At 70.0% G+C, this 24,617-nt stretch carries 22 protein-coding genes and 1 tRNA gene; 15 read left to right on the forward strand and 8 right to left on the reverse strand.

Annotated features, from left to right (window positions below; translation table 11 throughout):
* Positions 1 to 208 precede the first annotated feature (208 nt).
* Entirely contained in the window at positions 209 to 1,078 is an 870-nt protein-coding gene (locus tag ABD073_RS07440) for an SDR family oxidoreductase (RefSeq protein ID WP_343873370.1), read from the forward strand.
* A gap of 190 nt (positions 1,079 to 1,268) precedes the next feature.
* The gene (locus tag ABD073_RS07445; protein ID WP_343873371.1) at positions 1,269 to 2,267 is read left to right on the forward strand and encodes a MerR family transcriptional regulator; all 999 of its coding nucleotides are present in this window, start codon (positions 1,269 to 1,271) and stop codon (positions 2,265 to 2,267) included.
* 10 nt (positions 2,268 to 2,277) lie between these two features.
* Here the strand turns inward: ABD073_RS07445 and zupT are convergent, their stop codons facing one another.
* Positions 2,278 to 3,069 carry a zinc transporter ZupT gene (zupT, locus tag ABD073_RS07450; protein ID WP_343873372.1) on the reverse strand — a complete coding sequence of 264 codons (792 nt, stop codon included), beginning with the start codon at positions 3,067 to 3,069 and terminating at the stop codon, positions 2,278 to 2,280.
* Positions 3,070 to 3,203: 134 nt separating this feature from the next.
* Between zupT and ABD073_RS07455 the strand changes: the two genes are divergently transcribed.
* The 9 genes from ABD073_RS07455 (at position 3,204) to ABD073_RS07495 (ending at position 14,532) form a co-directional block, all read left to right on the forward strand.
* Positions 3,204 to 3,274: transfer RNA gene (locus ABD073_RS07455), tRNA-Gly, on the forward strand.
* A 518-nt stretch (positions 3,275 to 3,792) separates the two neighbouring features.
* Positions 3,793 to 5,478 carry a trigger factor gene (gene tig / locus ABD073_RS07460; protein ID WP_343873374.1) on the forward strand — a complete coding sequence of 562 codons (1,686 nt, stop codon included), beginning with the start codon at positions 3,793 to 3,795 and terminating at the stop codon, positions 5,476 to 5,478.
* Between the two features lie 119 nt (positions 5,479 to 5,597).
* Positions 5,598 to 6,875: an AI-2E family transporter gene (locus tag ABD073_RS07465; protein ID WP_343873376.1), complete on the forward strand. Its 1,278-nt coding sequence runs from the start codon at positions 5,598 to 5,600 to the stop codon at positions 6,873 to 6,875.
* A gap of 126 nt (positions 6,876 to 7,001) precedes the next feature.
* The gene (locus ABD073_RS07470; protein WP_343873550.1) at positions 7,002 to 7,568 is read left to right on the forward strand and encodes an ATP-dependent Clp protease proteolytic subunit; all 567 of its coding nucleotides are present in this window, start codon (positions 7,002 to 7,004) and stop codon (positions 7,566 to 7,568) included.
* Between the two features lie 8 nt (positions 7,569 to 7,576).
* Positions 7,577 to 8,224, forward strand: a complete 648-nt coding sequence (locus ABD073_RS07475; RefSeq protein WP_343873377.1) for an ATP-dependent Clp protease proteolytic subunit — start codon at positions 7,577 to 7,579, stop codon at positions 8,222 to 8,224.
* A gap of 127 nt (positions 8,225 to 8,351) precedes the next feature.
* A complete protein-coding gene (clpX, locus tag ABD073_RS07480; protein WP_343873378.1) occupies positions 8,352 to 9,638 on the forward strand; it encodes an ATP-dependent Clp protease ATP-binding subunit ClpX in 1,287 nt (428 codons plus the stop codon).
* A gap of 1 nt (position 9,639) precedes the next feature.
* The gene (locus ABD073_RS07485; protein ID WP_343873379.1) at positions 9,640 to 10,083 is read left to right on the forward strand and encodes a hypothetical protein; all 444 of its coding nucleotides are present in this window, start codon (positions 9,640 to 9,642) and stop codon (positions 10,081 to 10,083) included.
* Positions 10,084 to 10,173: 90 nt separating this feature from the next.
* Entirely contained in the window at positions 10,174 to 11,082 is a 909-nt protein-coding gene (locus ABD073_RS07490) for an NAD(P)-dependent oxidoreductase (RefSeq protein WP_343873381.1), read from the forward strand.
* A gap of 99 nt (positions 11,083 to 11,181) precedes the next feature.
* Positions 11,182 to 14,532 (forward strand): efflux RND transporter permease subunit, encoded by a 3,351-nt coding sequence (locus ABD073_RS07495; RefSeq protein WP_343873383.1) that lies wholly within the window; start codon positions 11,182 to 11,184, stop codon positions 14,530 to 14,532.
* A gap of 320 nt (positions 14,533 to 14,852) precedes the next feature.
* Here ABD073_RS07495 and ABD073_RS07500 read toward each other — a convergent pair whose 3' ends face one another.
* From ABD073_RS07500 to ABD073_RS07510, 3 genes are all read right to left on the reverse strand, one after another.
* A complete protein-coding gene (locus tag ABD073_RS07500) occupies positions 14,853 to 15,383 on the reverse strand; it encodes a GtrA family protein (RefSeq protein WP_343873385.1) in 531 nt (176 codons plus the stop codon).
* 21 nt (positions 15,384 to 15,404) lie between these two features.
* On the reverse strand, positions 15,405 to 15,614 hold the full coding sequence (locus tag ABD073_RS07505; RefSeq protein WP_343873386.1) for a hypothetical protein: 210 nt from the start codon (positions 15,612 to 15,614) through the stop codon (positions 15,405 to 15,407).
* A gap of 146 nt (positions 15,615 to 15,760) precedes the next feature.
* Positions 15,761 to 16,696, reverse strand: coding sequence for a DUF2382 domain-containing protein (locus ABD073_RS07510; RefSeq protein WP_343873388.1), 936 nt, complete (start codon positions 16,694 to 16,696; stop codon positions 15,761 to 15,763).
* Between the two features lie 383 nt (positions 16,697 to 17,079).
* Between ABD073_RS07510 and ABD073_RS07515 the strand changes: the two genes are divergently transcribed.
* A complete protein-coding gene (locus ABD073_RS07515) occupies positions 17,080 to 17,667 on the forward strand; it encodes a hypothetical protein (protein WP_343873389.1) in 588 nt (195 codons plus the stop codon).
* 17 nt (positions 17,668 to 17,684) lie between these two features.
* Here ABD073_RS07515 and ABD073_RS07520 read toward each other — a convergent pair whose 3' ends face one another.
* Positions 17,685 to 17,996, reverse strand: a complete 312-nt coding sequence (locus ABD073_RS07520; protein WP_343873391.1) for a hypothetical protein — start codon at positions 17,994 to 17,996, stop codon at positions 17,685 to 17,687.
* A 104-nt stretch (positions 17,997 to 18,100) separates the two neighbouring features.
* On the opposite strand from ABD073_RS07520, the gene ABD073_RS07525 reads away from it, so the two are divergent.
* Entirely contained in the window at positions 18,101 to 18,871 is a 771-nt protein-coding gene (locus ABD073_RS07525) for a L,D-transpeptidase family protein (RefSeq protein WP_343873392.1), read from the forward strand.
* On the opposite strand, the gene ABD073_RS07530 is transcribed toward ABD073_RS07525, so the two are convergent.
* The gene (locus ABD073_RS07530; RefSeq protein ID WP_343873393.1) at positions 18,852 to 19,445 is read right to left on the reverse strand and encodes a sigma-70 family RNA polymerase sigma factor; all 594 of its coding nucleotides are present in this window, start codon (positions 19,443 to 19,445) and stop codon (positions 18,852 to 18,854) included. The two genes, ABD073_RS07525 and ABD073_RS07530, sit on opposite strands and share 20 nt — an antisense overlap.
* A 34-nt stretch (positions 19,446 to 19,479) precedes the next feature.
* On the opposite strand from ABD073_RS07530, the gene ABD073_RS07535 reads away from it, so the two are divergent.
* Both ABD073_RS07535 and ABD073_RS07540 read left to right on the forward strand, forming a co-directional pair.
* The gene (locus ABD073_RS07535) at positions 19,480 to 19,788 is read left to right on the forward strand and encodes a zf-HC2 domain-containing protein (RefSeq protein ID WP_343873394.1); all 309 of its coding nucleotides are present in this window, start codon (positions 19,480 to 19,482) and stop codon (positions 19,786 to 19,788) included.
* A gap of 17 nt (positions 19,789 to 19,805) precedes the next feature.
* The gene (locus ABD073_RS07540) at positions 19,806 to 21,017 is read left to right on the forward strand and encodes an MFS transporter (protein ID WP_343873395.1); all 1,212 of its coding nucleotides are present in this window, start codon (positions 19,806 to 19,808) and stop codon (positions 21,015 to 21,017) included.
* A gap of 4 nt (positions 21,018 to 21,021) precedes the next feature.
* Here the strand turns inward: ABD073_RS07540 and ABD073_RS07545 are convergent, their stop codons facing one another.
* Positions 21,022 to 21,828: a Cof-type HAD-IIB family hydrolase gene (locus tag ABD073_RS07545; protein ID WP_343873396.1), complete on the reverse strand. Its 807-nt coding sequence runs from the start codon at positions 21,826 to 21,828 to the stop codon at positions 21,022 to 21,024.
* A gap of 3 nt (positions 21,829 to 21,831) precedes the next feature.
* Positions 21,832 to 24,456, reverse strand: a complete 2,625-nt coding sequence (gene valS, locus ABD073_RS07550; RefSeq protein WP_343873397.1) for a valine--tRNA ligase — start codon at positions 24,454 to 24,456, stop codon at positions 21,832 to 21,834.
* Between the last annotated feature and the right edge of the window lie 161 nt (positions 24,457 to 24,617).

A 24,617-nucleotide genomic window follows, 5' to 3' on the forward strand; every position in this document is an offset into this window, starting at 1 on the left:
CTGGCGCTGCCGGGCTGCGGCTCTCCGGGTGGTGATGTCGGGGGCGGACGGGCCAGGTCAGGCCGGTTGCGGAATGGCAGCGATGTTCGCGAAGACCGCGGCGATTCTGTTCGCCCAGGACCTGCTGATGCCCGATCCCCCTGCTCCGGCATCACGCCCAGCGAGAACAGCCCTCCCGTCGAAGCGCTCGCGGCCCTAGCGTCGGGGCATGGACATCGACACCTCCCGCATGGACTCCATCCCCGCCCAGCAGCAGGAGTGGCCCGGCCTGACCACCCTGCTGGACCCGCCCGCCGACCACGGCGAGCAGAGCTATGTCGGCCGCGAACGGCTGGTCGGCAAGAAGGCCTTGATCACCGGTGGCGACTCTGGCATCGGCCGTGCCACCGCCATCGCCTTCGCCCGTGAGGGTGCGGACGTGGCGATCGGCTACCTGCCCGACGAGCAGTCCGACGCCGAGCAGGTCAGGCAGCTCATCGAGGCCGAGGGTCGCACCGCCGTCCTGGTGGCCAAGGACCTGCGCACCAAGCAGGCCAACCAGGAGCTGGTCGACGAGGCCGTGCAGGGCCTGGGTGGCCTGGACATCGTCGTGGCCAATGCCGGCTACCACTGGGGCCGCACCGAGGGTCTCGCCGAGATCGGCGAGGACGAGATGCGCCAGGCCGTCGAGACCAACCTGTACGCCACGGTCTGGCTCTGCCAGGCGGCCCTGCCGCACCTGCAGCAGGGTGCCTCCGTCGTGATCACCACCTCGGTACAGGCCTACGATCCGTCCGAGAGCCTGATGGACTATGCCGCCACGAAGGCCGCACTGAACAACTTGACCGTCTCGATGGCGGCCGACCTCGGCCCCCAGGGGATCCGGGTCAATGCGGTGGCGCCGGGGCCGATCTGGACGCCGCTGCAGCCCGCCACCAAGACGCCGGAGAGCGTCGAGAAGTGCGGTGCCGACACGCCGCTGGGTCGCGCAGGGCACCCCATCGAGGTGGCCACCGCCTATGTCTACCTGGCCAGCGACGAGGCCAGCTACGTCTCCGGCACCGTGCTCGGGGTGACCGGCGGCAAGCCCGTCTTCTGACCCCACCCGCAACGGCCGTCACCCGTCCATCGAGGGCGGATGGCGGCCGTTCCCCTTGTCGCCGCAGGACAACCCTCAGTCACTGCGTGTACCGTCACGCTGCTGGCTCCTCACCAGTAATTGAATGGCTGTGGCAAGGGCTTCGGCGCAGGCAAGGCGTGCGGGAGGAGGGCTCGCGCGAAGGAGTGGGATGTACACGATCACGAAGGCAGCCGAGCTGGTGCGGGTGACCCCGGCGCGGCTGCGGGCCTGGGAGCTGCAGTACGGGATCGTGCAGGCGCATCGCGACGAGCACGGGACCCGTCTCTACGACGAGGACCAGATCGACATGTTGCGCGAGATGGCGGCCATGGTGCAGCGCGGGCTGGCGCCCGGGCGCGCCGCGCAGCTCGTGCGGCAGGCCTTCGCGCGATACTCCGCGGACCAGGCCGCCGAGACGAACCGCGCAACCCACGAGATGGACCGGATGATGGCCGAGGGCGACCTGGTCAAGGCCGCCGCCGAGCTCGAACCCAGGACCCTGCACCAGATGCTGGGCCGCGCGCTGCGCCCCGACCAGGGGATCGCCCTGGAGCAGGTCTTCGACGACTGGCTGCTGCCGCAGTTCCAGCGGCTGGGCTGGTCCTGGGAGGAGGGGCAGATCGTCGTGGCGCAGGAGCACTTCGTCACCGCGGCGGTGATGCGCGTGCTCGCGCGTTGCTTCGACGAGCTGGAGGAGGGCGACGGTCCCGTCGTGATGATGGGCCTGCCTCCCGGCTCGCGCCACGAGCTGGGACTGCTCTGCTTCGCCATCTGCGCCCGGCTCCGTGGCCTCCAGGTGGTCTACCTCGGGGCCGACGTTCCGCTGAGCACCTGGCTCGAGGCCGTTCGCCTGCGCCGCCCGCGCGCCGTGGTGACCGCGGCCTCGATGCGTCGCGACGCGATCAGCGCCGGCCGGGTCGCCGACCTGCTGGCTGCGCACGGCATGCGCGACGTGTGGACCGGCGGCGCCCATGGCGACGAGGTGCACGGAGCCGCCGTCCTGCCGCACCGGGTCGGCGAGGCCACCATGCTGCTCGACGCGCAGCTGCGCGCCGGGCTGGGCGCCCGGCCTCGGCTGGAGGTCGCCGGACGCTCCCGCGTCGTCCCGCTGCGCACCCCGGTGCATCCCTCGCAGCGGGTCCTGCCCCCGGGCGACGACTCCGCCTGACCTGCCTCCCTCAGCCCAGCAGCTGCAGCGAGACAGCCATCACCGCCATCCCTGCCACCAGGCCGTAGGCGGCCGCATGGTGCTCGCCGACCGCCTCGGCGGTGGGCAGCAGCTCGTCGAGGGAGATGAAGACCATCACCCCGGCCACGGCGCACAGGCAGCCGCCCACCAGGGCTGGGGAGATGAACGGGGCCAGTGCCAGGAAGAGCAGTCCGGCTCCGATCGGCTCCGCCATGCCGGAGCCCAGCGCGTAGAGCATCGCCTTGCGTCGCGAGCCGGTCGCGGCGTGGATCGGCACCGCCACCGCGATGCCCTCGGGGATGTTGTGGATGGCGATCGCCACGGCGATCGGCAGCCCGGCCCGGAAGTCGTCCAGACCGGTGACCAGGGTGGCGAAGCCCTCCGGCAGGTTGTGGATGGTGAGGGCCAGCGCCGTCATCGTCCCCGCGCGCATCAGCCGCCGGCCCCGGTCGCCGTCGCTGCCCTGGTCGTGGTGCAGGCCCACGGGTTCGTGGGGGTTCATGCTGTCCGGCACCAGCCGGTCGATCAGCATGATCAGGGCGATGCCGCCGAAGAAGCAGGCCAGGGCCGTCCACATGCCTCCGTGGCGGTGCAGCTGCTCGGCCCCGCCCGCCAGCAGTTCCATGAAGGAGACGTAGACCATGACACCGGCCGACAGGCCCAGCCCGGAGGCGAGCAGCCGCGGCGACGACCTGCCGCGGGCCACCACCAGGCCACCCAGGCCGGTGGACAGGCCCGCGAGCAGGGTGAGCAGGAAGGCGCCTGGCAGTCCGGTCAGCATGGGGCGCACCCTAGTTCCCTGCCCAGCCTCTCGCATCCGATCCGCGCCACGACGCGGGGAAGGTGCTGCCCCCGCGTGGAGATGCGTCGACGCGTCACGGTGGGCTAGACTCCCAGAGCCCTTCAACGGGGCATGCGGGCGTAGCTCAATGGTAGAGCCCTAGTCTTCCAAACTAGCTACGCGGGTTCGATTCCCGTCGCCCGCTCGGAACCAGGGGCCGGTGCCAGTGCACCGGCCCCTTTCCTGTGCCTGCAGGCCGTGCATGGTCCCGGCCTTCACCAGGTGTCCCGGGTGTTGACCTTGCGCCCCGGGGATCCACCTTGCGCTCTGGGGGTCCACCAAGCGCCCCTGGCGCAACCTTGCGCCTGGAATTACGCGCGCAACGTTGCTTTTCGGGCGCGACGTGGTCGTCAGAGGCGCAGGGTGTGGGCACCTGGCGCGACATACATCCAGGAGGCGCGATGTGCAGTCGAGAGGCGCGAGGCGCAGTCAGAGGGCGCGAGGTGCAGTCGGAGGACGCGAAGAGTGGCAGGGGTGCAGGGCTCTGCGGTGCAGGCGTCGCACGGGGCCTGGGCAGGACCCGGTTGCGGGGGGAGCGCGCTCAGCTCAGCAGGGCGTGCAGGGGCGCGCGCCGCACCCGTCTCGGGCGTGGTTTGCCACCCGACCCCACCCCGCTAGGATTGCCAGGTCTGCCATATGCGCATCTAACGATCAGGAGAACCTGTGCCCAGCACTGTTGAGCAGCTCAGCCCGTCCCGGGTGAAGCTCACGATTGACATGCCCTTCGAGGAACTGAAGCCGAGCCTGGACAAGGCCTACCGCGAGATCGCCCAGCAGGTGACGATCCCCGGCTTCCGCAAGGGCAAGGTTCCCGCGGCCATCATCGACCAGCGCTTCGGGCGCGGCATGGTGCTGCAGGAGGCCATCAACGACGCCCTGCCCGATGCCTACGGCCAGGCCGTGCTCGAGCACAAGCTGACCCCCCTGGGCCAGCCGGAGATCGACGTCACCAACCTCGAGGACGGCAAGAGCGTCCAGTTCACCGCCGAGGTCGACGTGCGTCCTGACTTCGAGCTGCCCTCCTTCGACCAGATCAGCGTCGAGGTCGAGCCCACCAGCTTCGACGAGAAGGAGCTCGACGATCGCGTCGAGACCCTGCGTCAGCGCTTCGCCACCAACACCGACGTGGAGCGCGCCGCCCAGGACGGCGACGTCGTCACCGTCGACCTCGAGGGCTCCCAGAACGGTGAGGTCCTGGAGGACGCCACCGCCGAGGGCATCCAGTACAAGCTCGGCTCGGGCGGCATGCTCGAGGGCATGGACGAGGCCATCGCCGGCCTGAAGGTGGGCGAGTCCAAGACCTTCACCTCCAAGCTGCTGGGCGGCGCCCACCGCGACGAGGACGCCGACATCAAGGTGACCGTCACCAAGGTGCAGGAGCAGGAGCTGCCCGAGGTCGACGACGAGTTCGCGCAGATGGTCAGCCAGTTCGACACCGCCGAGGAGATGCGCGCCGACCTGCGCGAGCGCCTGGTGCAGATGGCCCGCCTGGAGCAGGCTGCCGACGCCCGCGACAAGGTCCTCGAGGCCGTCATCGCCAAGACCGACTTCGAGCTGCCGCAGAACCTGGTCACCGCCGAGATCGACGCGCGCAAGCAGCAGGTCAACCAGCAGCTCGCCTCCGCCGGCCTCAGCGTCGAGCAGTACCTCAAGGACGCCGAGGACGAGACCGCGGAGACCGAGGAGGACTTCTGGGCCGAGATCGAGAAGCGTTCCATGGACGCCCTCAAGGCGCAGATCGTGCTGGACAAGCTCGCCGACGAGAACGAGTACGACGTCAGCCAGGAAGAGCTGACCCAGATGATCTTCACCAAGGCGCAGCAGAACGGCACCTCGCCCGAGGCCGAGATCCAGCACATGCAGGAGCACAACCACCTGCCCGAGTGGATGCAGGAGATCCGCCGCTCGAAGGCGCTGGAGCAGATGGTCAACGCCGCTGCCATCTCCGACACCGAGGGCAAGAAGATCGACCTGTCCAAGCTCGCCGCCGACGGCACCCTGATCGAGGGCGACGACGACGAGGACGAGGCCCCCAAGGCCCCGGCCAAGAAGGCTGCTGCGAAGAAGGCTCCGGCCAAGAAGACCGCCGCCAAGAAGGCCGAGGCCGGCGAGGAGCAGGCTGAGGAGGCCGCTGCCGACGAGGCCAAGCCGGCCAAGAAGGCTGCTGCCAAGAAGGCTCCGGCCAAGAAGACCGCCGCCAAGAAGGCCGAGGCCGGCGAGGAGCAGGCTGACGGGGCCGCTGCCGACGAGGCCAAGCCGGCCAAGAAGGCTGCTGCCAAGAAGGCCCCGGCCAAGAAGACCGCCGCCAAGAAGGCCGCGGCCACCGAGGAGAAGGCCGACGAGGCCTGAGCCGACGGCTCACAGCACCAGTGACGGGCGCCACGCAGCAGCGTGGCGCCCGTCGCATGCCCGACATCACCGTGGGGTAGCGTCAACCGCGCACCCAGACCAATGCGAGGAGCACCACCGTGTTCGATCGGCTCAGGCGTCGCCGCCGCCCCAGCGTCGACCAGACCCCCGACGGGGGCGTCCTGATCGGCCCCGAGACCCCGCAGGAGGCCGCCGCGCGGGTCACCGACCCGACGGCCCGCTCGCGCGTCGTGGTGCAGGAGACGCCCCAGCCTGCCACCCCCACCACGCCGGTCCCGGCGCCGCACGGCCCTTCGGCCGCAGGCCGCTCCGGCCTGCCCCGCTTCGTCATGGTGGCTCTCTGCCTGGCCGCCGCGGTGGTGCTGCTGATCCAGCTGCACGAGCTGGCCAGCATCGTGGCGCCGCTCTTCTTCGCGCTGAACCTGATGATCACCGCCTACCCGCTGCAGCGCTTCCTGGTGCGCAAGGGTGCTCCTGCCTGGCTCGGCTCCGTGCTGGCCGGTCTCGCGGTCCTGCTGGTGCTGGGCCTGATGCTCTTCGGCCTGGCCTACTCGGTGGCCGCGATGGTGGGGGAGCTGCCCACCTACACCAACGAGTTCACCAACCTGTACAACCAGACCCTCCAGCAGCTCACCCGCCTCGGTTTCGACGAGGGCGTCCTGGTGCAGCAGCTGAAGGGCATCGACCCGAACAGCATCATCAACGTGGTCACCGGCGTGCTCAGCAATGCCTCCGGCGTGGCCACCCTGGCCGTCGTCGTGCTCACCACGCTGATCTTCATGGTGATGGACTCGATGAACATCGAGCAGCGCCTGGCGGCTGCCCGCGCCCAGCACCCCAGCTTCGTCGAGGGGCTGCAGAACTTCGCCCAGGGCATCCGCAAGTACTGGATGGTCACCACCCTGTTCGGCCTGATCGTGGCCGTGGTGGACTACGGCATCCTGGTGGGCGTCGGGGTGCCGCTGGCCCTGGTCTGGGCCATGTTCAGCTTCCTCACCAACTACATCCCCAACATCGGTTTCGTGGTGGGCCTGATCCCGCCGGCCCTGCTGGCGCTGGTGGAGGGCGGCTGGAAGCCCGCCGTCTTCGTGGTGGTGGGCTACTCGGTGGTCAACTTCATCATCCAGTCGATCCTGCAGCCGCGGGTGGCCGGAGACGCGGTCGGTCTGACCCCCACGCTCTCCTTCGCCTCGCTGCTGCTGTGGGGCTGGGTCTTCGGTGGCCTCGGTGCGCTGATCGCCCTGCCGCTCTCCCTGCTGGTCAAGGCGCTGCTGGTGGACATCGATCCGCAGGCCCGCTGGGTGAACACGCTGGTCAGCTCCCGGATCTCCGACGGCGTCGAGGAGCCGGAGACCAGTACACCCCAAAGCATGTGAAGCCAACAGCGAACAGGTGTGGATCTCCCTTGTCCGGGGGCCGTGCCCGGGTAGGTTGACGGGGTGAGTGAAAACGCATCTGACCGCATCATCCGCGCCGCGGGGGGCGTGGGCAGTGGCTTCGGCATGACGGACAACGTCTACCAGGCCCTCCTCGCCAACCGCATCGTCTTCCTCGGCGACGAGGTGAAGGACGAGAATGCCAACGCCATCTGCGCGCAGCTCCTGCTGCTCAACGCGGAGGACCCCGAGAAGGACATCTACCTCTACATCAACTCGCCCGGTGGATCGGTGACGGCCGGCATGGCCATCTTCGACACCATGCAGTGGATCAGCAATGACGTGGCCACCGTCGCCATGGGCCTCGCCGCCTCCATGGGGCAGTTCCTGCTCAGCGCCGGCACCAAGGGCAAGCGCTATGCCCTGCCGCACAGCCGCATCATGATGCACCAGCCCTCGGGCGGCATCGGCGGCACGGCCTCCGACATCCGGATCCAGGCCGAGCAGAGCCTGCACGTGAAGCGCGAGATGGCCACCCTGATCGCCCAGCACACCGGCCAGTCGCTGGAGCAGATCGAGGCCGATTCGGACCGTGACCGCTGGTTCACGGCCCAGCAGGCCCTCGAGTACGGCTTCATCGACCACGTCTACGAGCGCGCATCGCAGATCACCAGCGACGCGCCGAACCAGTGAGGACAACCATGACCAATCCCATGCTTCCCGGGGGAATGGCACCCGCTGGCCCCTCGATGGACTACTACATCCCGCAGTGGGAGGAGCGCACCTCCTACGGCATGCGCCGGGTGGATCCGTACACCAAGCTCTTCGAGGAGCGGATCATCTTCCTGGGCACCCCGATCAGCGACGAGATCGCCAATGCCGTGATGGCGCAGCTGCTGTGTCTGCAGCAGATGGACTCCGAGCGTCCGATCAGCATGTACATCAACTCGCCCGGTGGCTCCTTCACGGCGCTCACGGCGATCTACGACACCATGCGCTACATCAAGCCCGACGTGCAGACGGTCTGCCTCGGCCAGGCGGCCTCCGCCGCGGCCGTGCTGCTGGCCGCCGGCACCAAGGGCCGTCGCATGGCGCTGCCGAACTCGCGCATCCTGATCCACCAGCCGGCCACCGAGGGTGGCTACGGGCAGAGCTCGGACCTGGAGATCCAAGCCAACGAGATCCTGCGCATCCGTGGGCTGATGGAGAACATGCTGGCCTCCGACACCGGCCAGAGCGTGGAGAAGGTGAGCCGCGACATCGAGCGCGACAAGTACCTCACCGCGCAGGAGGCGGTGGAGTACGGCATCGTCGACGACATCCTCACCTCGCTGAAGGACCTCGGCTGAGCCGAATGCTGGACCTGGGCTGAGACCAGCCCGACGGCCGACCCGACGCGGAGCCCCGACATGACGGAATCCGCACTCGGGTCGGCCGCCTCCCGGCTAAGGTGGCCGAAGACTGAAAGGACGAAGCATGGCGCGCATCGGGGAATCGGGTGATCTGTTCACCTGCTCCTTCTGTGGCAAGAGCCAGAAGCAGGTCAAGAAGCTGATCGCCGGGTCCGGCGTGTACATCTGCGACGAGTGCATCGACCTGTGCAACGAGATCATCGAGGAGGAGTTCAGCGACGCCTCCGGCGGTGTCGGCCTGCTCGACGAGCTGCCCAAGCCGATGGAGATCCGGGACTTCCTGGACTCCTACGTGATCGGCCAGGACGAGGCGAAGAAGACCCTGTCGGTGGCCGTCTACAACCACTACAAGCGCGTCCAGGCCGCAGCTGCCTCCGGCAGCGCCCGTCGCGGCGGCGACGACGAGTCGGTGGAGCTGGGCAAGTCGAACATCCTGCTGATCGGCCCCACCGGCTGCGGCAAGACCTACCTCGCCCAGACGCTGGCCAAGATGCTCAACGTCCCCTTCGCGATGGCCGATGCGACGGCGCTGACCGAGGCGGGCTATGTCGGTGAAGACGTCGAGAACATCCTGCTCAAGCTGATCCAGGCCGCGGACTTCGACGTCAAGAAGGCCGAGACCGGCATCATCTACATCGACGAGATCGACAAGGTCGCCCGCAAGAGCGAGAACCCCTCGATCACCCGTGACGTCTCCGGTGAGGGCGTGCAGCAGGCCCTGCTGAAGATCCTGGAGGGCACCGTCGCCTCCGTGCCGCCGCAGGGTGGCCGCAAGCACCCGCACCAGGAGTTCATCCAGATCGACACCACGAACGTGCTGTTCATCGTGGGTGGCGCCTTCGCCGGTCTGGAGCACATCATCGACGAGCGGATCGGCAAGCGTCCGCTGGGCTTCAACACGGCCACCCAGGCCCGCCAGGAGCTGGGCAGCGACCCGTTCAGCCAGGTCCGGCCCGAGGACCTGCACAAGTTCGGGCTGATCCCGGAGTTCATCGGCCGCCTGCCGATGATCGCCACCGTGACCCCGCTCGACGAGGACGCCCTGGTGCGGATCCTGACCGAGCCGCGCAATGCCCTGGTCAAGCAGTACCGCAAGATGTTCGAGCTGGACGGTGTCACCCTGGAGTTCTCCGACGACGCCGTGCAGGCGGTGGCGCTCAAGGCGCTGGAGCGGGGCACCGGTGCCCGTGGCCTGCGGGCGATCCTGGAGGAGACGCTGCTCGAGGTGATGTTCGAGGTGCCCAGCCATTCCGAGATCGCCGAGGTCGTCGTCACCGGCGAGTGCGTGCGGGGCGAGGCGCATCCGACCCTGGTCCCGCGGGGCCGGCTGCGCACCGAGCTGAGCGCCTGAGATGGCCCTCGACGAGCCGGTCGCGGCCGTCGACAGCGCCGCCTCCGGAGGTCCCGGGCTGGGCAGCCAGCTGATGATGCTGCTGCTCGGCGGGCTGGCCATGCTGCCCGGCTTCCTGGGGGCCCTGGCCGCGCACGACGGCGGGCGCCCGATCTACCGCTGGCTCGGCATCGTGGTCAGCCTGGCCATGCTGGGTTCGGTGCTGATGGTCTCGCGCAAGCTGCGGCGCACCGTGCCGGGCTTCGGCCTGGCGCTGCTGGTCTCGATCGGCGCGAACCTGGTGCTGCTGCTGGTGCAGCTGTTCGCCATGGACGCCCCGCAGGGCTTCGGCGAGTGGCTGCTGCGCTGCGCCTGGTTCCTGGTGGTGCCGCTGCTGGCCACGATCTACCTGGCGGTGCGTGCGCTGCTGCAGCGCCGTCGTCAGCGCGCCACGACGAGCAGCTGAGCCTCATCCCGTCTGACAAGGTATTCGTCCACGAGGCAGCCCCCGCGGGCTGCCTCGTGGCATGTCCGGGCCCGGTGGCAGGATGGGAGCATGATCATCACCGTCCCCACCACCGAACTGCTCGAACGTCTCGCCGGCCGCCTCCCCGAGGGGGTCGAGGCCAGGCTGTGGGCGATGGACGGTCCTTCCGGCATCGAGCGCATCGACCTGGCCGTGCTGCCCTACATGGCGCCGGCCACCATCCTCGACGTCCTCGACGGCGAGGACGTGGGCCACGTGCAGAGCCAGGCGCTGGGCTTCGACAAGGTGGACCAGCACCTGCCGCAGGGCGTCGGCTTCAGCAATGCCGTCGGGGTCCACGAGGACTCCACCGCCGAGCACACCCTTGCCCTGGTGCTGGCCGCCCAGCGCGACCTGCCGCTCTTCGTGGAGCGCCAGCCGCAGGGCTCCTGGGAGCAGCCCTTCAGCCCGGGCCTGCTGGGCCGCACCGTGCTGGTGGTGGGCGTCGGGGGAGTGGGAGGCGCGATCGCACACCGGCTGGTGCCCTTCGGCGTCGAGCTGCTGCGCAGCGCCTCGCGTGGGCGCAGCGATGAGCTGGGCCAGGTGCACGGCCCCGAGGCGCTCGACGAGCTGGTCTCGCAGGGCGACGTGGTGATCGCCGCGCTGCCGCTGACCGAGCAGACCCGCCACACCTTCGACGCCGCGCGGATCGCCCGGATGAAGCCCGGCGCGCTGCTGGTCAACATCGGACGCGGACCGCTGGTGGACACCGATGCGCTGGTGCAGGCCTGCGCCGAGGGCAGGATCCGTGCCGCCCTCGATGTCGTCGACCCGGAACCGCTGCCTGCCGACCACCCGCTGTGGACCACGACCGGTGTCCTGCTGACCCCGCACGTGGCCGGGCGAACCACCACCATGCTGGACCGCGTGGTGCAGCTGCTGGAGGGCCAGCTGGCCCGCCTGGTGGCCGGTGAGGAGCCGCACCACCGCGTGCTGTGACCACGCTCGGTCGTCCGTCATGGGGCGCTGGTGCGAGAGGGTAACCTCAGGTGATGTGGGGCTGCGCACCAGCGCGCCACGGCAACCGGGAGCACTGCAATGGATGGACTGGCGCGCGTCTCGATGCGCAACCGGGCGCTGATCGCCCTGATCACCGTCTTCGTGACGATCTTCGGCGGGCTCACGGCCACCGGCCTGAAGCAGGAGCTGATCCCCAGCCTGCAGCTTCCCAGTGCCTTCATCATGACCAGCTATCCGGGCGCCAGCCCCCAGGTGGTGGAGGAGCGGGTCACCACGCCCATCGAGCAGGCCGTGCTCAGCATGCAGGGCCTGGAGGGCTACAGCTCCACCTCCACCACCGGCAGCTCCACGGTGACGGTGAACGTCAAGTACGGCTCGGACATGGCCCAGGTGCAGCAGCAGCTGCAGGCCTCCATCAGCCGGATCAAGGCCATGCTGCCCGAGGAGGCCGACTCCCAGGTCTTCACCGGCTCCTTCGACGACATGCCGGTGCAGATGCTCTCGGTCAGCGACGGCGGCTCGCCCGAGCAGCTCGCCCAGCGGCTGCAGGCCATCGCCGTCCCCGCCCTGGAGAAGATCGAGGGCGTGCGCCAGGTGCAGCTCTCCGGTGCCCGCGAGCAGCAGGTGCTGGTCACCGTCGACGAGAAGAAGCTGACCGCGGCGGGCCTCACCCTGCCGCAGGTCGCCCAGGCCATCCAGTCGGCCGGCGGACTGGTCTCCGGCGGCTCGCTGGTGGACGGCAACAAGGACCTCGCGGTCACCGTCGGCCAGCGATTCACCAGCGCAGACCAGGTGGCGCGCCTGGCCCTGGTGCCCCAGGGCGGTGCCCAGCAGGCCTCGCAGTCCCAGGCCGGACAGGCACAGGCCGGACCGTCGCAGGCAGGTCAGGCGCAGACCGCGGCACCGATGCCGGTGCGGCTGGACCAGGTGGCCACCGTCAAGCAGACCACCGCGCCGGCCACCTCGATCAGCCGTACCAACGGACGCCCCAGCCTCTCGCTGGCCATCACCAAGACGCCGGACCGTTCCACCGTCGAGGTCTCCCACGCGGTCACCGCTGCGCTGCCCGGCATCGCCGACCAGCTCGGGGGCCAGCCCAGTTTCACCACGGTCTTCGACCAGGCGCCGTTCATCACCCAGTCCATCCACGACCTGCTGGTGGAGGGCGGCCTGGGACTGCTGATGGCCATCGTGGTGATCCTGCTCTTCCTGCGCAGCCTGCGCTCGACGCTGGTGACCGCGGTCTCGATCCCGGTCTCGGTGCTGCTCACCCTGATCGGCCTGCGGCTGGCCGGTTTCAGCCTCAACATCCTCACCCTGGGCGCCATGACCATCGCCATCGGCCGCGTGGTCGACGACTCGATCGTGGTGGTGGAGAACATCAAGCGCCACCTGTCCTACGGCGAGAACAAGCTGACCGCCATCCTCACCGCGGTCAAGGAGGTGGCCACCGCCATCACCGCGGCCACCATCACCACCGTGGCCGTCTTCGTGCCGATCGGCATGGTCAGCGGCCAGACCGGCGAGCTCTTCCGGCCCTTCGCCTTCACCGTCGTGATGGCCATGATGAGCTCGCTGCTGGTGGCACTGACCATCGTGCCGGTGCTCAGCTACTGGTTCCTGCCCTCCCAGGAGGACCCCACCGTCGACCGGGCCGCCGTCGAGGCCGCCGCGCACGAGCAGGAGCGCAGCGGCTGGCTTCAGCGCAGCTACCTTCCGGCGCTGCGCTGGTCCCTGGCGCACCCCGTGGTCTCGCTGCTGGTGGCGCTGGCCCTGCTGGCAGCCACCGTTGGCCTGTCCGGCCTGCTGAAGACCGACTTCCTGGGCTCTGCGGGCATGAACACCCTCACCGTCACCCAGCAGTACCCGCCGGCCATCTCACTGGCGGAGAAGGGCAAGCGCGCGCAGAGGGTGGAGAAGGCGCTGGTGGACACCGAGGGTGTCGAGACGGTGCAGGCCACCATCGGTGGGAGCGGCATCGAGGCGATGTTCGGCGGCGGTTCGGCCGACAGCGCCTCCTTCTCGCTCACCACCGACAAGGACGCCGACCAGACCGCGCTCGCTGATCGGGTGCGCGACAACCTCGAAGCCTTCCAGTCAGACGGTGAGATCACCGTCTCGGCTGCCCAGGGGATGGGCAGCTCGGATGTCACCGTCGTGGTCACCGCCCCGGACACTGCCTCGCTCACCAAGGCCAGCCAGCAGCTGGTCGAGCGCCTCAAGCAGGTGCCCGAGGCCACCAATGTCACCTCCAGCCTGGCGGCCGAGCAGCCGCAGGTGCAGGTCACCGTCGACGAGGCCAAGGCCGCGGGCTACGGCGTGAGCGACCAGGCCCTCGGGCAGCTGGTGCGCGGCGTGCTGAGCCCCGCCACCGTCGGCAAGGTGGAGACGATGAACGGCGGCACCATCGACCTGGTCCTCAGCGCCGGCTCGGTGCCGCAGGGCATCGCACAGCTCAAGGCGATGCCGGTGCTGCGGCTGCCCACCGGGCAGAACGTCACGCTCGCCGACGTCGCCACCGTGAAGCAGACCACCGTCGCCACCGAAGTGGACCACACCGACGGCCAGCGCTCGGTCACCATCTCGTTGACCCCCACCGGCGACAACCTGTCGGCGGTCACCTCCGAGGTGCGCACCGCGCTGGACGAGACCGTGCTGCCCGACGGCGCCTCAGCCAGCCTGGGCGGAGTCGCCGAGGAGCAGGGTGACGCCTTCAAGCAGTTGGGGCTGGCGCTGCTGGCGGCGATCGCCATCGTCTACGTGGTCATGGTGGCCACCTTCAAGTCCCTGGTGCAGCCGCTGCTGCTCACCATCTCCATCCCCTTCGCCGCGGTGGGAGCGCTGGCGGCACTGCTGGTCACCAACACCCCACTGGGCGTGCCGGCCATGATCGGCCTGCTGATGCTGGTGGGCATCGTGGTCACCAATGCGATCGTGCTGATCGACCTGGTGAACCACTACCGCGACCAGGGAGAGAGCGTCGACGTGGCGCTTGAGGACGGTGCCCGTCAGCGGCTGCGTCCCATCATGATGACGGCCGTCGCCACGGTCTTCGCGCTGGTGCCGATGGCCCTGGGCCTGTCCGGTGGCGGTGTGTTCATCTCCAAGCCGCTCGCCATCGTCGTGATCGGCGGCCTGGTGAGCTCGACGCTGCTCACCCTGCTGCTGGTGCCCGTGCTCTACCACCTGGTGGAGGGGCGCAAGGAGCGTCGCCGACTGGGACGGGAGACCGCGGTGGCGGTGCCTTCGGGGGCGACGGCGGTCGCGCCCAGCTCCCAGCAGCAGGTAGGCCGTGCTGCTGCGCTCGGTGCACGGGCCGCGGTCGAGGCCCGCCGTTCGGTGATCGCATCCTCGCCCGGCCGCGCTGAGGACAGCGAGCAGGCCGAGCCCGAGGAGCGGGTCGTGCCCCGTCGCGGGATCGCGAACTGACCACTTGGCATGCAAATTAACAAGTGACTTTCCTAGCTATACAAGGGATTGCGCGATCATCCAAAATCGGATGGTTGTCATGGTCGACCGACCCGATGCACGATCGAGTCAGGTCTCACCCTTGAGGTGGCCGTCCCCGCGGGGGCGGCTCGGGGGACACCCACTGCGCCGGGTTGGCCTGCCCATCGGGGGATGGCAGGACTACCCGGCGTTGTCACGTCCGCTCCCGCTCGTCGGCTCCGTCGCTGGGTCAGCTGAGGCGATGGACGAGCCGCCGCTCGAGATCGGCGACCTGGCCCGACGATCCGGGCGGGATCCGGTCAGGCTCGTGGCTCGTCACCACGCCGGAAGACCACGAAGCGCATAGACAGGTACATGAAGACGGCCTCGGCGGTGGCGGCGGACACCCGGGCCACCTGGAACTGCACACCCAGGTGCACCAGGACCCAGCTCAGTGCCAGGACGAAGGCGGTGTAGTTCAGCACCGTGACCACCACGTAGCGGGCCAGCTCGCCGCCCACCCGGGCGTGGGACTCGAAGTTGAGGGTGCGGTTGAGCAGGTAGGCCAGCGCCAGGGCGATGACATAGCCCAGCGTCACGCTCACCGGATAGGGCAGGTGCAGACCGCGATGGAACAGGGTGAGCAGGGCCACGTCGGTGGAGAAGGTGAATCCGTTGATCATCACGTAGCCGACGGCGGTGGCGGGGATCCAGCGACGCAGCGGGCCGAGCCAGGACCAGAGCCGGTCGCGGATCCGGTCGAAGGCCAGACGCCACCGGGTGAGACGACCGTGGGCGGCCCCGGACACAGAGGATCCGGCCTTGCCAGGGGGCAATGCCGGATCGCTCACGGGACCAGCCTAGCTGGCGGATCAGCGCTCGTCGTCGAGCTCCACCTCACGGTCGGCGTCCTCACGCACGAAGGGCTGCTGCGTGTGGGTGGTTCCGCGGGTGGTGCCGCGGTAGTCGGTCTCGTCCACCTCGACATCGCCGCGGGTGGTACCGCGGTAGTCCTCGTCGTCACGTTCCACGGTCTCGCGCTCGACGTCCTGGTAGGTCTCGTTGGGGATGAACTCGCTCATGGTCGTCCTTTCGGCTGTGCTTGCGGGTCTCACGCTAGGTGCTCGGGGAGGAGTCGTCCAGAGTGGAGGCGAAAAGGCCGACGGCCCCGGACCGATGGGTCCGGGGCCGTCGAGCCTGTTCAGCTGGTTGCCGTGGCAAGCCTGCGTCAGCGGCCGATCTTGCCGTCGTTGTCGCGATCCAGCTTGTCCTTGACCTTGTCGCCGAAGCTGCGGTCGTCGCGGTTGCCGTCGGCGAAGCGACGATCGGCGTCCACCACGTTGTCGCCCTCGACCTCGATGCGCTCCTTGGCGACATCCTCGGTCACGGTGACGTTCTCCTGGACCTGCTCCTTGCCCAGCGAGACCTTCTCGACACCGACGGTCTCCTTGCTGACCACGGGGCGCTCCTCGTGCAGCACGACCTCCTCGGTGGTCTCCTCGCCGATGCGGCCGTTGGTGCGCTCACCGTCGGCGATCGGGGTGCGCTCGACGCGCACCTCCTCGCGGGTCACCGGGACCTGCACGGACTGGTTCTCGTGCACGACGTGCTTGCGGATGCGGACGCGGCCGGTCTCGACCTGCTCCTTGCCGACGTTGAGGCGCTCCTCGTGGGCGACGACCTCGTTGGTGCCGACGTTGGTGTTGCGGTCACGGTCCACGGCGGCATCGGTGGTCACGTTGGCGCGGTCGGCCACGTCACGATCGGTGCGGGTGGACAGGTAGGCCTCGCGGTCCTCGTCGCGGTAGCCGGCCTGGGTGGTGTCACCGTAGGAGCGGTCGTAGTAGCGGTAGAGCTCGGCCTCCTCGGCCTCGGAGATGTGGCCCTCCGGGTCGATGGACGGGGCGCCCTTGATCTGGTCCTTGGTGTAGCCCACGCGGATCTCGCCGTTGGCGACCTGCTGGCCCTGCAGCGGCACGAAGGTCTCCTTGAGACCGAACAGGCCGGTGCGCACGGTGACCCACTCGGGGCGACCGGTGGCATCGTCGAGGTACACCTGGCCGACGTCGCCGACCTTCTCGCCGTTGCTGTCGACGACGACGCTGCCGTAGTAGCGGTCGAAGTCGTTGACGTCGTTGGTGCGGTCGAAGGTGTTGTCAGTCATGATTCATTCCTTTCGCGGCCCGGGGGCCTCGGGTTTGAGTCCTGTCCTCGTGGACCCCTTCGGCTCCTTGTGGGCCGCCTGGGTACCGGACTGACAACGACGTTAGGGCCAGCCGAGGTCGGATGACGAGGGCATCCGGTCCCCTAACGCTCACGGCGAAACCGGGTCGCGCAGAGCGTAACGGCCCATCCGAATTGCATACCTTTGGGTGTGCAATCGCTCCTGCACAGGCAATACAGGGGAGCCTCCGACGGGCCCTGGCGCCCCACGGCACCGCTCGTGCGGAAGCACCCCCGGCGGCGGGCTAGAATCGTCGGCGGCCCAGTGCGGGGACGGGCTGCACCCGCACCCGTCGGCTGGGCAACGAGCGATGGGGAGCATGCATGCCGGTGAACGATGGTGGGGACTTCGTCGACCAGGTGGAGGCCATCAAGGCCTGGGGCAAGGCGGCCCAGGAAGTGCTGGTGGAGACCGCCGGCACCGGCAGCACGATCGAGTACCAGGCCTTCGCCCGTGCGCTGCAGCAGCGCTCCGGCATCCACACCAAGCAGCCCACCAGCAAGTGGGTCGGCCCCCTGCTGGGGATCGTGGCGCGCCAGTGCCAGCAGCAGCAGGTCCCGCTGCTGACCGCCCTCGTGGTGCGACGCGACGGGACGGTGGGCCCGGCCTATGACGAGATCCTGCGCTTCGCCAGGATCCCGGCCGTGATCGGTGATCGTGAGGAGCATGCTGCCGAGCAGCGCCGCGCGGCCCACGCCCGCTGGCAGGGCCGCGTGCCCGTGGCGCAGACCGCCCCGGCCGACGGAACCACTCCCGCCACCGGCACCGCGCGCCCCCGCAAGGCCACCGTGGTGGGCAAGGTGCCCGTGACCAAGGCCTCGCGCAGCAAGCCTGAGCCGCTGCAGGGCAACATCTGCCCGCGCTGCTTCATGCAGATGAGCCTCACCGGCGTCTGCGACAACTGCGACTGACGAGCCGCAGCGAGGCGCTACGGCTCGACGGGGAACCAGCGCCCGCCCTGGCGCACCAGGGTCCAGTGCCGGCCCACCAGCGCCACCCGCTCCACGGCCTCCTGGGCGGCGGCCGTCGCCATCAGGGCCAGCTCCCGCTCCTCGTCCTGGCCGGAGTCCGGCACGGTGAAGCGCACCGTGATCCGCGGCGTCCCGGCCACGACGTCGACCTGGCGGTTGTAGACGTGGAAGTTCTCGGCGATGGCGGCCACGGCGCCGTCCAGGACGGCTTCGGGGCGGTTGCCGGGGCGCAGCCCCAGGATCTCGAACTGGACTCGATGGCTTGGCACGGGTGAAGTCTAGGAGCCGCCACCGACAGTGCGAGGCCTGCTCTCGCCGTCCACGGGTCTAGGCTGGGCGCGCTCGGGGGAGCCGACCAGCAAGGAGACCATCCATGGCGTCCAACCCCTGCCCCTCCCGCAGCGCCGTCCACCGCGCCCGCCTCGTCGCCGGCTCGCTCGCCGTCCTGCTCGCCGTGCCCCTGACGGCCGGCGGCGCCCAGGCCGCGCCGACGCGCGCGGCAAGGCCCTCCGCCGTCCCCAAGGCCTGGGTCGCCTGCCCGAAGGGCAGGCTCGACGGGGTGGCCGTCGCGGTGCGCTCCACCACCCGCTCGGTCGTGACGGTGAACCAGACCTCGCGCAGCCATGCCCGCGTCGTGCTGTGGAAGCGCCAGGCCAACCGGTCCTGCGGCTTCACCAAGGTCTTCACCGAGTCCGACGCCCGGATCGGCGCCGGTGGCACCGTGGTGGGGACTCGTCGCCGGCAGGGGACCAACACCACCCCGCTGGGCACCTACACCATGACCACCAGCTTCGGCCTGGCCGCGCGCCCGGCCACCGCCCTGCCCTACCGCCGCGTGGTGGCCGGCGACTACTGGGTCCAGGACAACGCCTCGCGCTGGTACAACACCTACCGCACCCGCGCCCAGGGCGGCTTCCGCACCAGCGAGTCGGAGAACCTGGTGACCTACACCACCCAGTACCGCCATGCCGTGGTGATCAACTACAACATGCCGCCGACGGCGGTGCGCCACCGTGGTGCGGGGATCTTCCTGCACGTCAAGGGCCGTGGTGCCACCGGGGGCTGCGTCGCCGTCACCCGGGCCCACATGGGCACCGTGATGGCCACGCTCAGCCCCGGAGACCTCATCGCGATCGGGCGCTGATCACCGTCGGCGGTGCCTCCTCGGCGGGCTCCCAGAGCTCGACGAGCTGGCTGCGGGCCCGTGCCACGCGGGAGCGGATGGTGCCGATCGGTACCTGGCAGACCTCGGCGGCGGCGGCATAGTCGAAGCCCATCACCTGGGTGAGCAGGAAGGCCTCACGACGGTCGGGGGAGAGCTGCGCCAGCAGCGCCCCGGCGACGATGCCGGCGGTCTGGTCCTGGCCGGCGGCGGCGTGGCCGGCCAGCCAGTCGTGGCTGCGCGGGCTCTGCGGCCGGGCCCAGTCATGGCGCACCGCGTCCACCCAGACCCGTCGCGCGATCGACAGCAGCCAGGCTCGCGCGGGGGAGCGCCCCTCGAAGCGCTCCAGGGCATCCATCGCCCGCAGATAGGTGTCCTGGGTCAGGTCGTCGGCCTGTTCGGCGCCCGCCAGATGGGCCAGGAAGCGCCAGACATCGGCCTGGGTGAGACGGATGAACTCGCCCAGCGCCGGACGGTCGCCCTGCCCGGCGAGCAGCGCCAGGCGGGTCACCTCGACGTCGAGCGCGCTGCGCGACGGCGAGAGGCGATGGGGCATGGGCCACATCCTAGCCATCGGTTAGGGTGCTGCCATGAATCACTGCCCCGACCCGGAGAGCTGGCGCGCCGCGCTGTCCTCTGTGCTGGACGGGGAGGACCCGCCGGTGGCCCGGGAACGGCTCGACGAGCACCTGGACGCCTGCGCCGAGTGCGCAGCCTGGGTGGAGCGGGCCCGCGCCCAGCGCTCCCTGCTGCAGGCCGCCCCCGGGCCGCACCGCGACCTCACCGCCCACCTGGTGGGCGTCACCGAGGCCCACATCTGCGCCTGCCACACCGGGGGAGAGTGCCGCTGCACCGCCTGCGTCTGCCCCACCTGCACCTGTCACGAGCAGGTCAGCTGACCTTGTAGGCTCGCACGGTGAGCCAACCGACCGGTCAGGAATTGCCCACCACCGCATTCCGCGCCGTGCGTGGTGCGCGCAATGCCACGCTGCTGGTCTTCGCCGTCAACGGCATGAACTTCGCCTCCTGGGCCTCTCGGATCCCCGAGGTGAAGCAGGCGCTCGACCTCTCGGCCGGCGAGCTGGGCACGGTCCTGCTGGCGGTCTCGGCAGGTTCGCTGCTGGGACTGCCGCTCAGCGGCCGCATCGCGCAGCGCTTCGGCGTGGCCCGTGCCATGCTCGGCGGCATCGTGGTGGCCTGCTCGGGCGTCCTGCTGGCCGCCGCCGGCATCGACGCCTTCACCTCCCGCTGGATGCTGATGGCCGGGCTCTTCCTGACCGGGCTCGGGATGGGTGTCTGGGACGTCTCGATGAACCTGGAGGGCACCGCCGTGGAGCAGGGACTGCGCCGCGCGATCATGCCCTGGTTCCATGCCGCCTTCAGCGGCGGCACCGTGCTGGCTGCCCTGCTCGGTGTCGGGGTGATCGCGCTCGGGGTGCCGATCTGGGCCCACCTGGCGGTCGCCCAGGTGCTCTGTCTGTTGGCCGGGCTGTGGGCGGCGCGTCGCTTCCTGCCGGTGGGTGCCCAGACCGAGGAGCACGAGGACGCACCGGCGCTGGCCCGCTCGCCGTGGACCGAGCCGCGCACCCTGCTGATCGGTGTGGTGGCGCTGGCCGCCGCCTTCACGGAGGGCACCGCCAACGACTGGCTGGCGGTCGCCTTCGTCGAGGGCCACCAGCTGCCCCACTGGGCCGGCGTGCTGGCCCTGGCCGTCTTCCTCACCGCCATGACGGCGGGCCGGGTGCTCGGCACCGGCCTGCTGGACCGCCACGGTCGGGTGGCCGTGCTGCGCGGGCTGCTGGCGCTGGCAGCCGTGGGCTGTGCCCTGGTGGTCTTCGGTGGCCCGGTGCTGGCCTTCGTCGGGGCCGCACTGTGGGGCGTCGGTGCCTCGATGGGCTTCCCGGTGGGCATGTCCGCCGCGGCCGACGACCCGCGGGGCGCACCGCAGCGGATCAGCGTGGTCTCCACCATCGGCTACACCGCCTTCCTGGCCGGCCCGCCGCTGCTGGGCTGGCTGGGCGACCACACCGGGGTGCTGCACGCCCTGCTGGCGGTGGGTGCGATGCTGGTGGTGGCCTTCTTCGTCACGCCGGCTGCGGACCCGCAGCGGGCGCTGCGCCGCGGCTGAGGCCTCAGCCGTCGAGGCCGAGCAGTTCCTCGACGACCACCATCACGCCCGAGTCGGTGCCGCTGGGTGCGCGGTACAGGGCCGCGTCCAGCGCCTCCTGCCGGGCGCCCTCCATGGCATAGCTGATCCCGGCCGCCGCCAGCATCTCCTGGTCGTTGGCGGAGTCGCCGAAGGCCAGCAGGGTCGCGAAGTCGCGGCCCCAGCGCTCCAGCAACAGGCCCAGGCCGAAGGCCTTGTGGCGTCCCGGCACGATCAGGTCCAGGCCCCGGTGGCCGGTGGTCACCGGCACCAGGGCTCCGCCCAGCTTCGCCGAGAGCTCCGAGGCCACCTGCTGCGAGGCGCCGTCGTCGGTGGTGAGGGCGAACTTGCTCACCGGCCCGTCCACCTGGGCGAGCCTGTCCACCAGCACCAGGCCTTCGTAGGCGGTGGGCATGACCTGGTGCATCAGCTCCGGGGCGTCGTGCTGCATCCAGGCACCGTCGGGTCCGCTGGCCACCGCGGAGACCTCCGGATGGGCGTCGAGCAGCTCGATGGTGCGGCGCACCACCTCGGGCTCGAGCACCGCGTCGTGCACCCGTTCACCGCCCAGGTCCACCACCGTGGAGCCGTTGTCACCCACGAAGGCGAGCCGTTCGGGCCGGTCGAACATGGTGGCCATGCTGCGGTACTGACGCCCCGAGGCGATCACCACCTTGATGCCGCGCGCCTCGCAGGCGTCCAGCATCCGCGCGAAGCGGGGCCGGTCGTAGTCATGCTGCGGGGTGAACAGGGTCCCGTCAAGGTCGATGGCGACGGTGGTGAACTCCTGCACGCCTCAGGCCTCCGGGGAGGCCAGCTCGACGGCCACGGCGGTCTCGGCATCGGACTCGGCCCAGAGCACCTCGCCGGTGATCCGGCCCACGGCGCGCAGGTCTGCCTCGCAGCCCTTCAGCCGCTCCAGCACCTCGCCCGTGCCGCTGAACTCGGCGCGCACCACCTCGGTCTTCATGCTCACCTTGGCAGCCGACTTGGCGCCGCGCAGGGCGGCCAGGACCACGGCCAGGTCCTCCAGCAGCAGGGCATCGCCGCCGGACGGCAGCTCCGCGACGGTGGGCCAGGCGGCGTGGTGCACCGAACCCTCGGCGAACCAGCTCCAGACCTCCTCGGTGACGAAGGGCAGGAAGGGGGCGAACAGACGCAGCATGACGTCGAGCGCGGTGCGCAGCGCGGCCTGTGCGCTGGCGGCCTCGGCCTCGCCCTGCGAGCCGTAGGCACGCTCCTTGACGGTCTCCAGGTAGTCGTCGCAGAAGGCCCAGAAGAAGGTCTCGGTGGCCTCCAGGGCGCTGGTGTAGTCGAAGCGCTCGAAGGCCTCGGTGGCCTGCTCCACCACGCGGGCCAGGCCCTGGAGCAGGGCGAGGTCCAGCGGGTTGCTGATCGCCTCGACGCCGGCGCCGGCCGTGCTCATGCCGAGCACGAACTTGCTGGCGTTGAGCACCTTCATGGCCAGGCGGCGGCCCACCTTCATCTGCGACTCGTCGAAGGGGGAGTCCATGCCCGGGCGGGCCATGGCGGCACGCCAGCGCACCGCGTCGGCGCCGAACTTGTCGAGGATCTCGGTGGGGACCACCACATTGCCCTTCGACTTGCTCATCTTCTTGCGGTCAGGATCGGTGACGAAGCCGGAGATGGTGGCGCGCCTCCAGGGCAGGCAACCGTTCTCCAGCTGGGCGCGGACCACGCGGCTGAACAGCCAGGTGCGGATGATGTCGTGGGCCTGCGGGGCGACGTCCATCGGGAAGGTGAGCTTCCACAGCTCCTCGTCGCGCTGCCAGCCGCAGACGATCTGCGGGCTCAGCGAGCTGGTGGCCCAGGTGTCCATCACGTCCGGGTCGCCGATGAAGCCACCGGCCTGGCCGCGCTGGGACTCCTCGAAGCCGGGCGGGCACTGGCTGGCAGGATCCACCGGCAGGGAGGCCTCGTCGGCGACGATCGGGTTCTCGGTGTCCGGCTCGCCCTCGGCGTCCAGCCTGTACCAGACCGGGAAGGGCACGCCGAAGAAGCGCTGGCGGCTGATCAGCCAGTCACCGTTCAGGCCGTTGACCCAGTTGGAGTAGCGGTGACGCATGTGCTCGGGGGTCCACGCCAGCTCCTCGCCACGGGCCAGCATCGTCTCGCGCAGCTGCTCGTCGCGGCCACCGTTGGCGATGTACCACTGGCGGGTGGAGACGATCTCCAGCGGCTTGTCGCCCTTCTCGTAGAAGTTCGCCATCCGCTGGGTGGGCTTGGGCTCGCCGGCCATGTCGCCGGTGGCGGCCAGCTTCTCGACGATCGCCGCACGGGCGCTGAAGGTGGTCTTGCCCGCCATCTGCTCGTCGTAGAAGGAGGCGTCGGTCAGCCACTCGGGGGTCTCGCGGGTGAGGCGGCCGTCGCGGTTGATGACGGTGCGCATCGGCAGCTGCAGCTCGCGCCACCAGATGACGTCGGTGAGGTCACCGAAGGTGCAGCACATGGCGATGCCGGCGCCCTTGTCCTTCTCGGCCGCGGAGTGCGCGAGCACGGGGATCTGGACGCCGAAGACCGGGCTGGTCACGGTGGTGCCGAACAGGTGCTGGTAGCGCTCGTCGTCGGGGTGCGCGATCAGGGCGCAGACGGCGGGCAGCAGCTCGGGACGGGTGGTCTCGATCCACACCTTGCCGTCGGCGAAGAGTTCGGGATCGGCCTGGCTGCCCTCCGGCAGGGCGAAGCCGATGCGGTGGTAGGCGCCGGCGTACTCGCGGGCCTCCAGCTCGGCCTGGGCCACCGCGGTCTGGAAGGTGACGTCCCACATGGTGGGGGCCTCGGACAGGTAGGCCTCGCCGCGCTGCAGGTTGCGCAGGAAGGCGAGCTGCGCGATGCGCTGCGACTCGTCACCGATGGTGGTGTAGAGCTCGGTCCAGTCCACCGACAGGCCCACCTTGCGCCACAGGTCCTCGAAGACCTTCTCGTCGACGCCGGTCAGCTCGTGGCACAGCTCGATGAAGTTGCGACGGCTGATCGGCACCTGCTTCTTCGGGTCCGGCTTGGCCGGCGGCGTGAAGTCGGGGTCATAGGGGATCGACGGGTCGCAGCGCACGCCGTAGTAGTTCTGCACCCGGCGCTCGGTGGGCAGGCCGTTGTCGTCCCAGCCCATCGGGTAGAAGACATGCTTGCCCGTCATCCGCTGGTAGCGGGCCACCACGTCGGTGTGGGTGTAGCTGAAGACGTGGCCCACGTGGAGCGAGCCGGAGACGGTGGGCGGCGGGGTGTCGATCGAGTAGACCTGCTCGCGGCTCTCCGGGCGGACGAAGGCATAGGTGCCCTGGTCGGCCCAGCGCTGCGACCACTTGTCCTCCAGGCCCTCCAGCACGGGCTTGTCCGGTACCGCCTGGCCGGCTGCGGGCTGGCTGGTGGGGGACTGGACGGCCTGGGAATCGGTGCTCATGGGCTCGATCCTAGTGAGTGCGCCACACCGGGCGCGAACCCGACGCGACGAGGCCGAGCGGGTGCTGGCAGGGGTGGACTGTGCCGTTGGCAGGCTCGCGCGCACCACCGCCGGCCCCCCAGGAGACGTGACATGGCATCAAGCACCGGGCGACAGGCCCT

The organism is Luteococcus peritonei, assembly GCF_039526385.1.
In the GTDB taxonomy this organism is placed as follows: domain Bacteria; phylum Actinomycetota; class Actinomycetes; order Propionibacteriales; family Propionibacteriaceae; genus Luteococcus; species Luteococcus peritonei.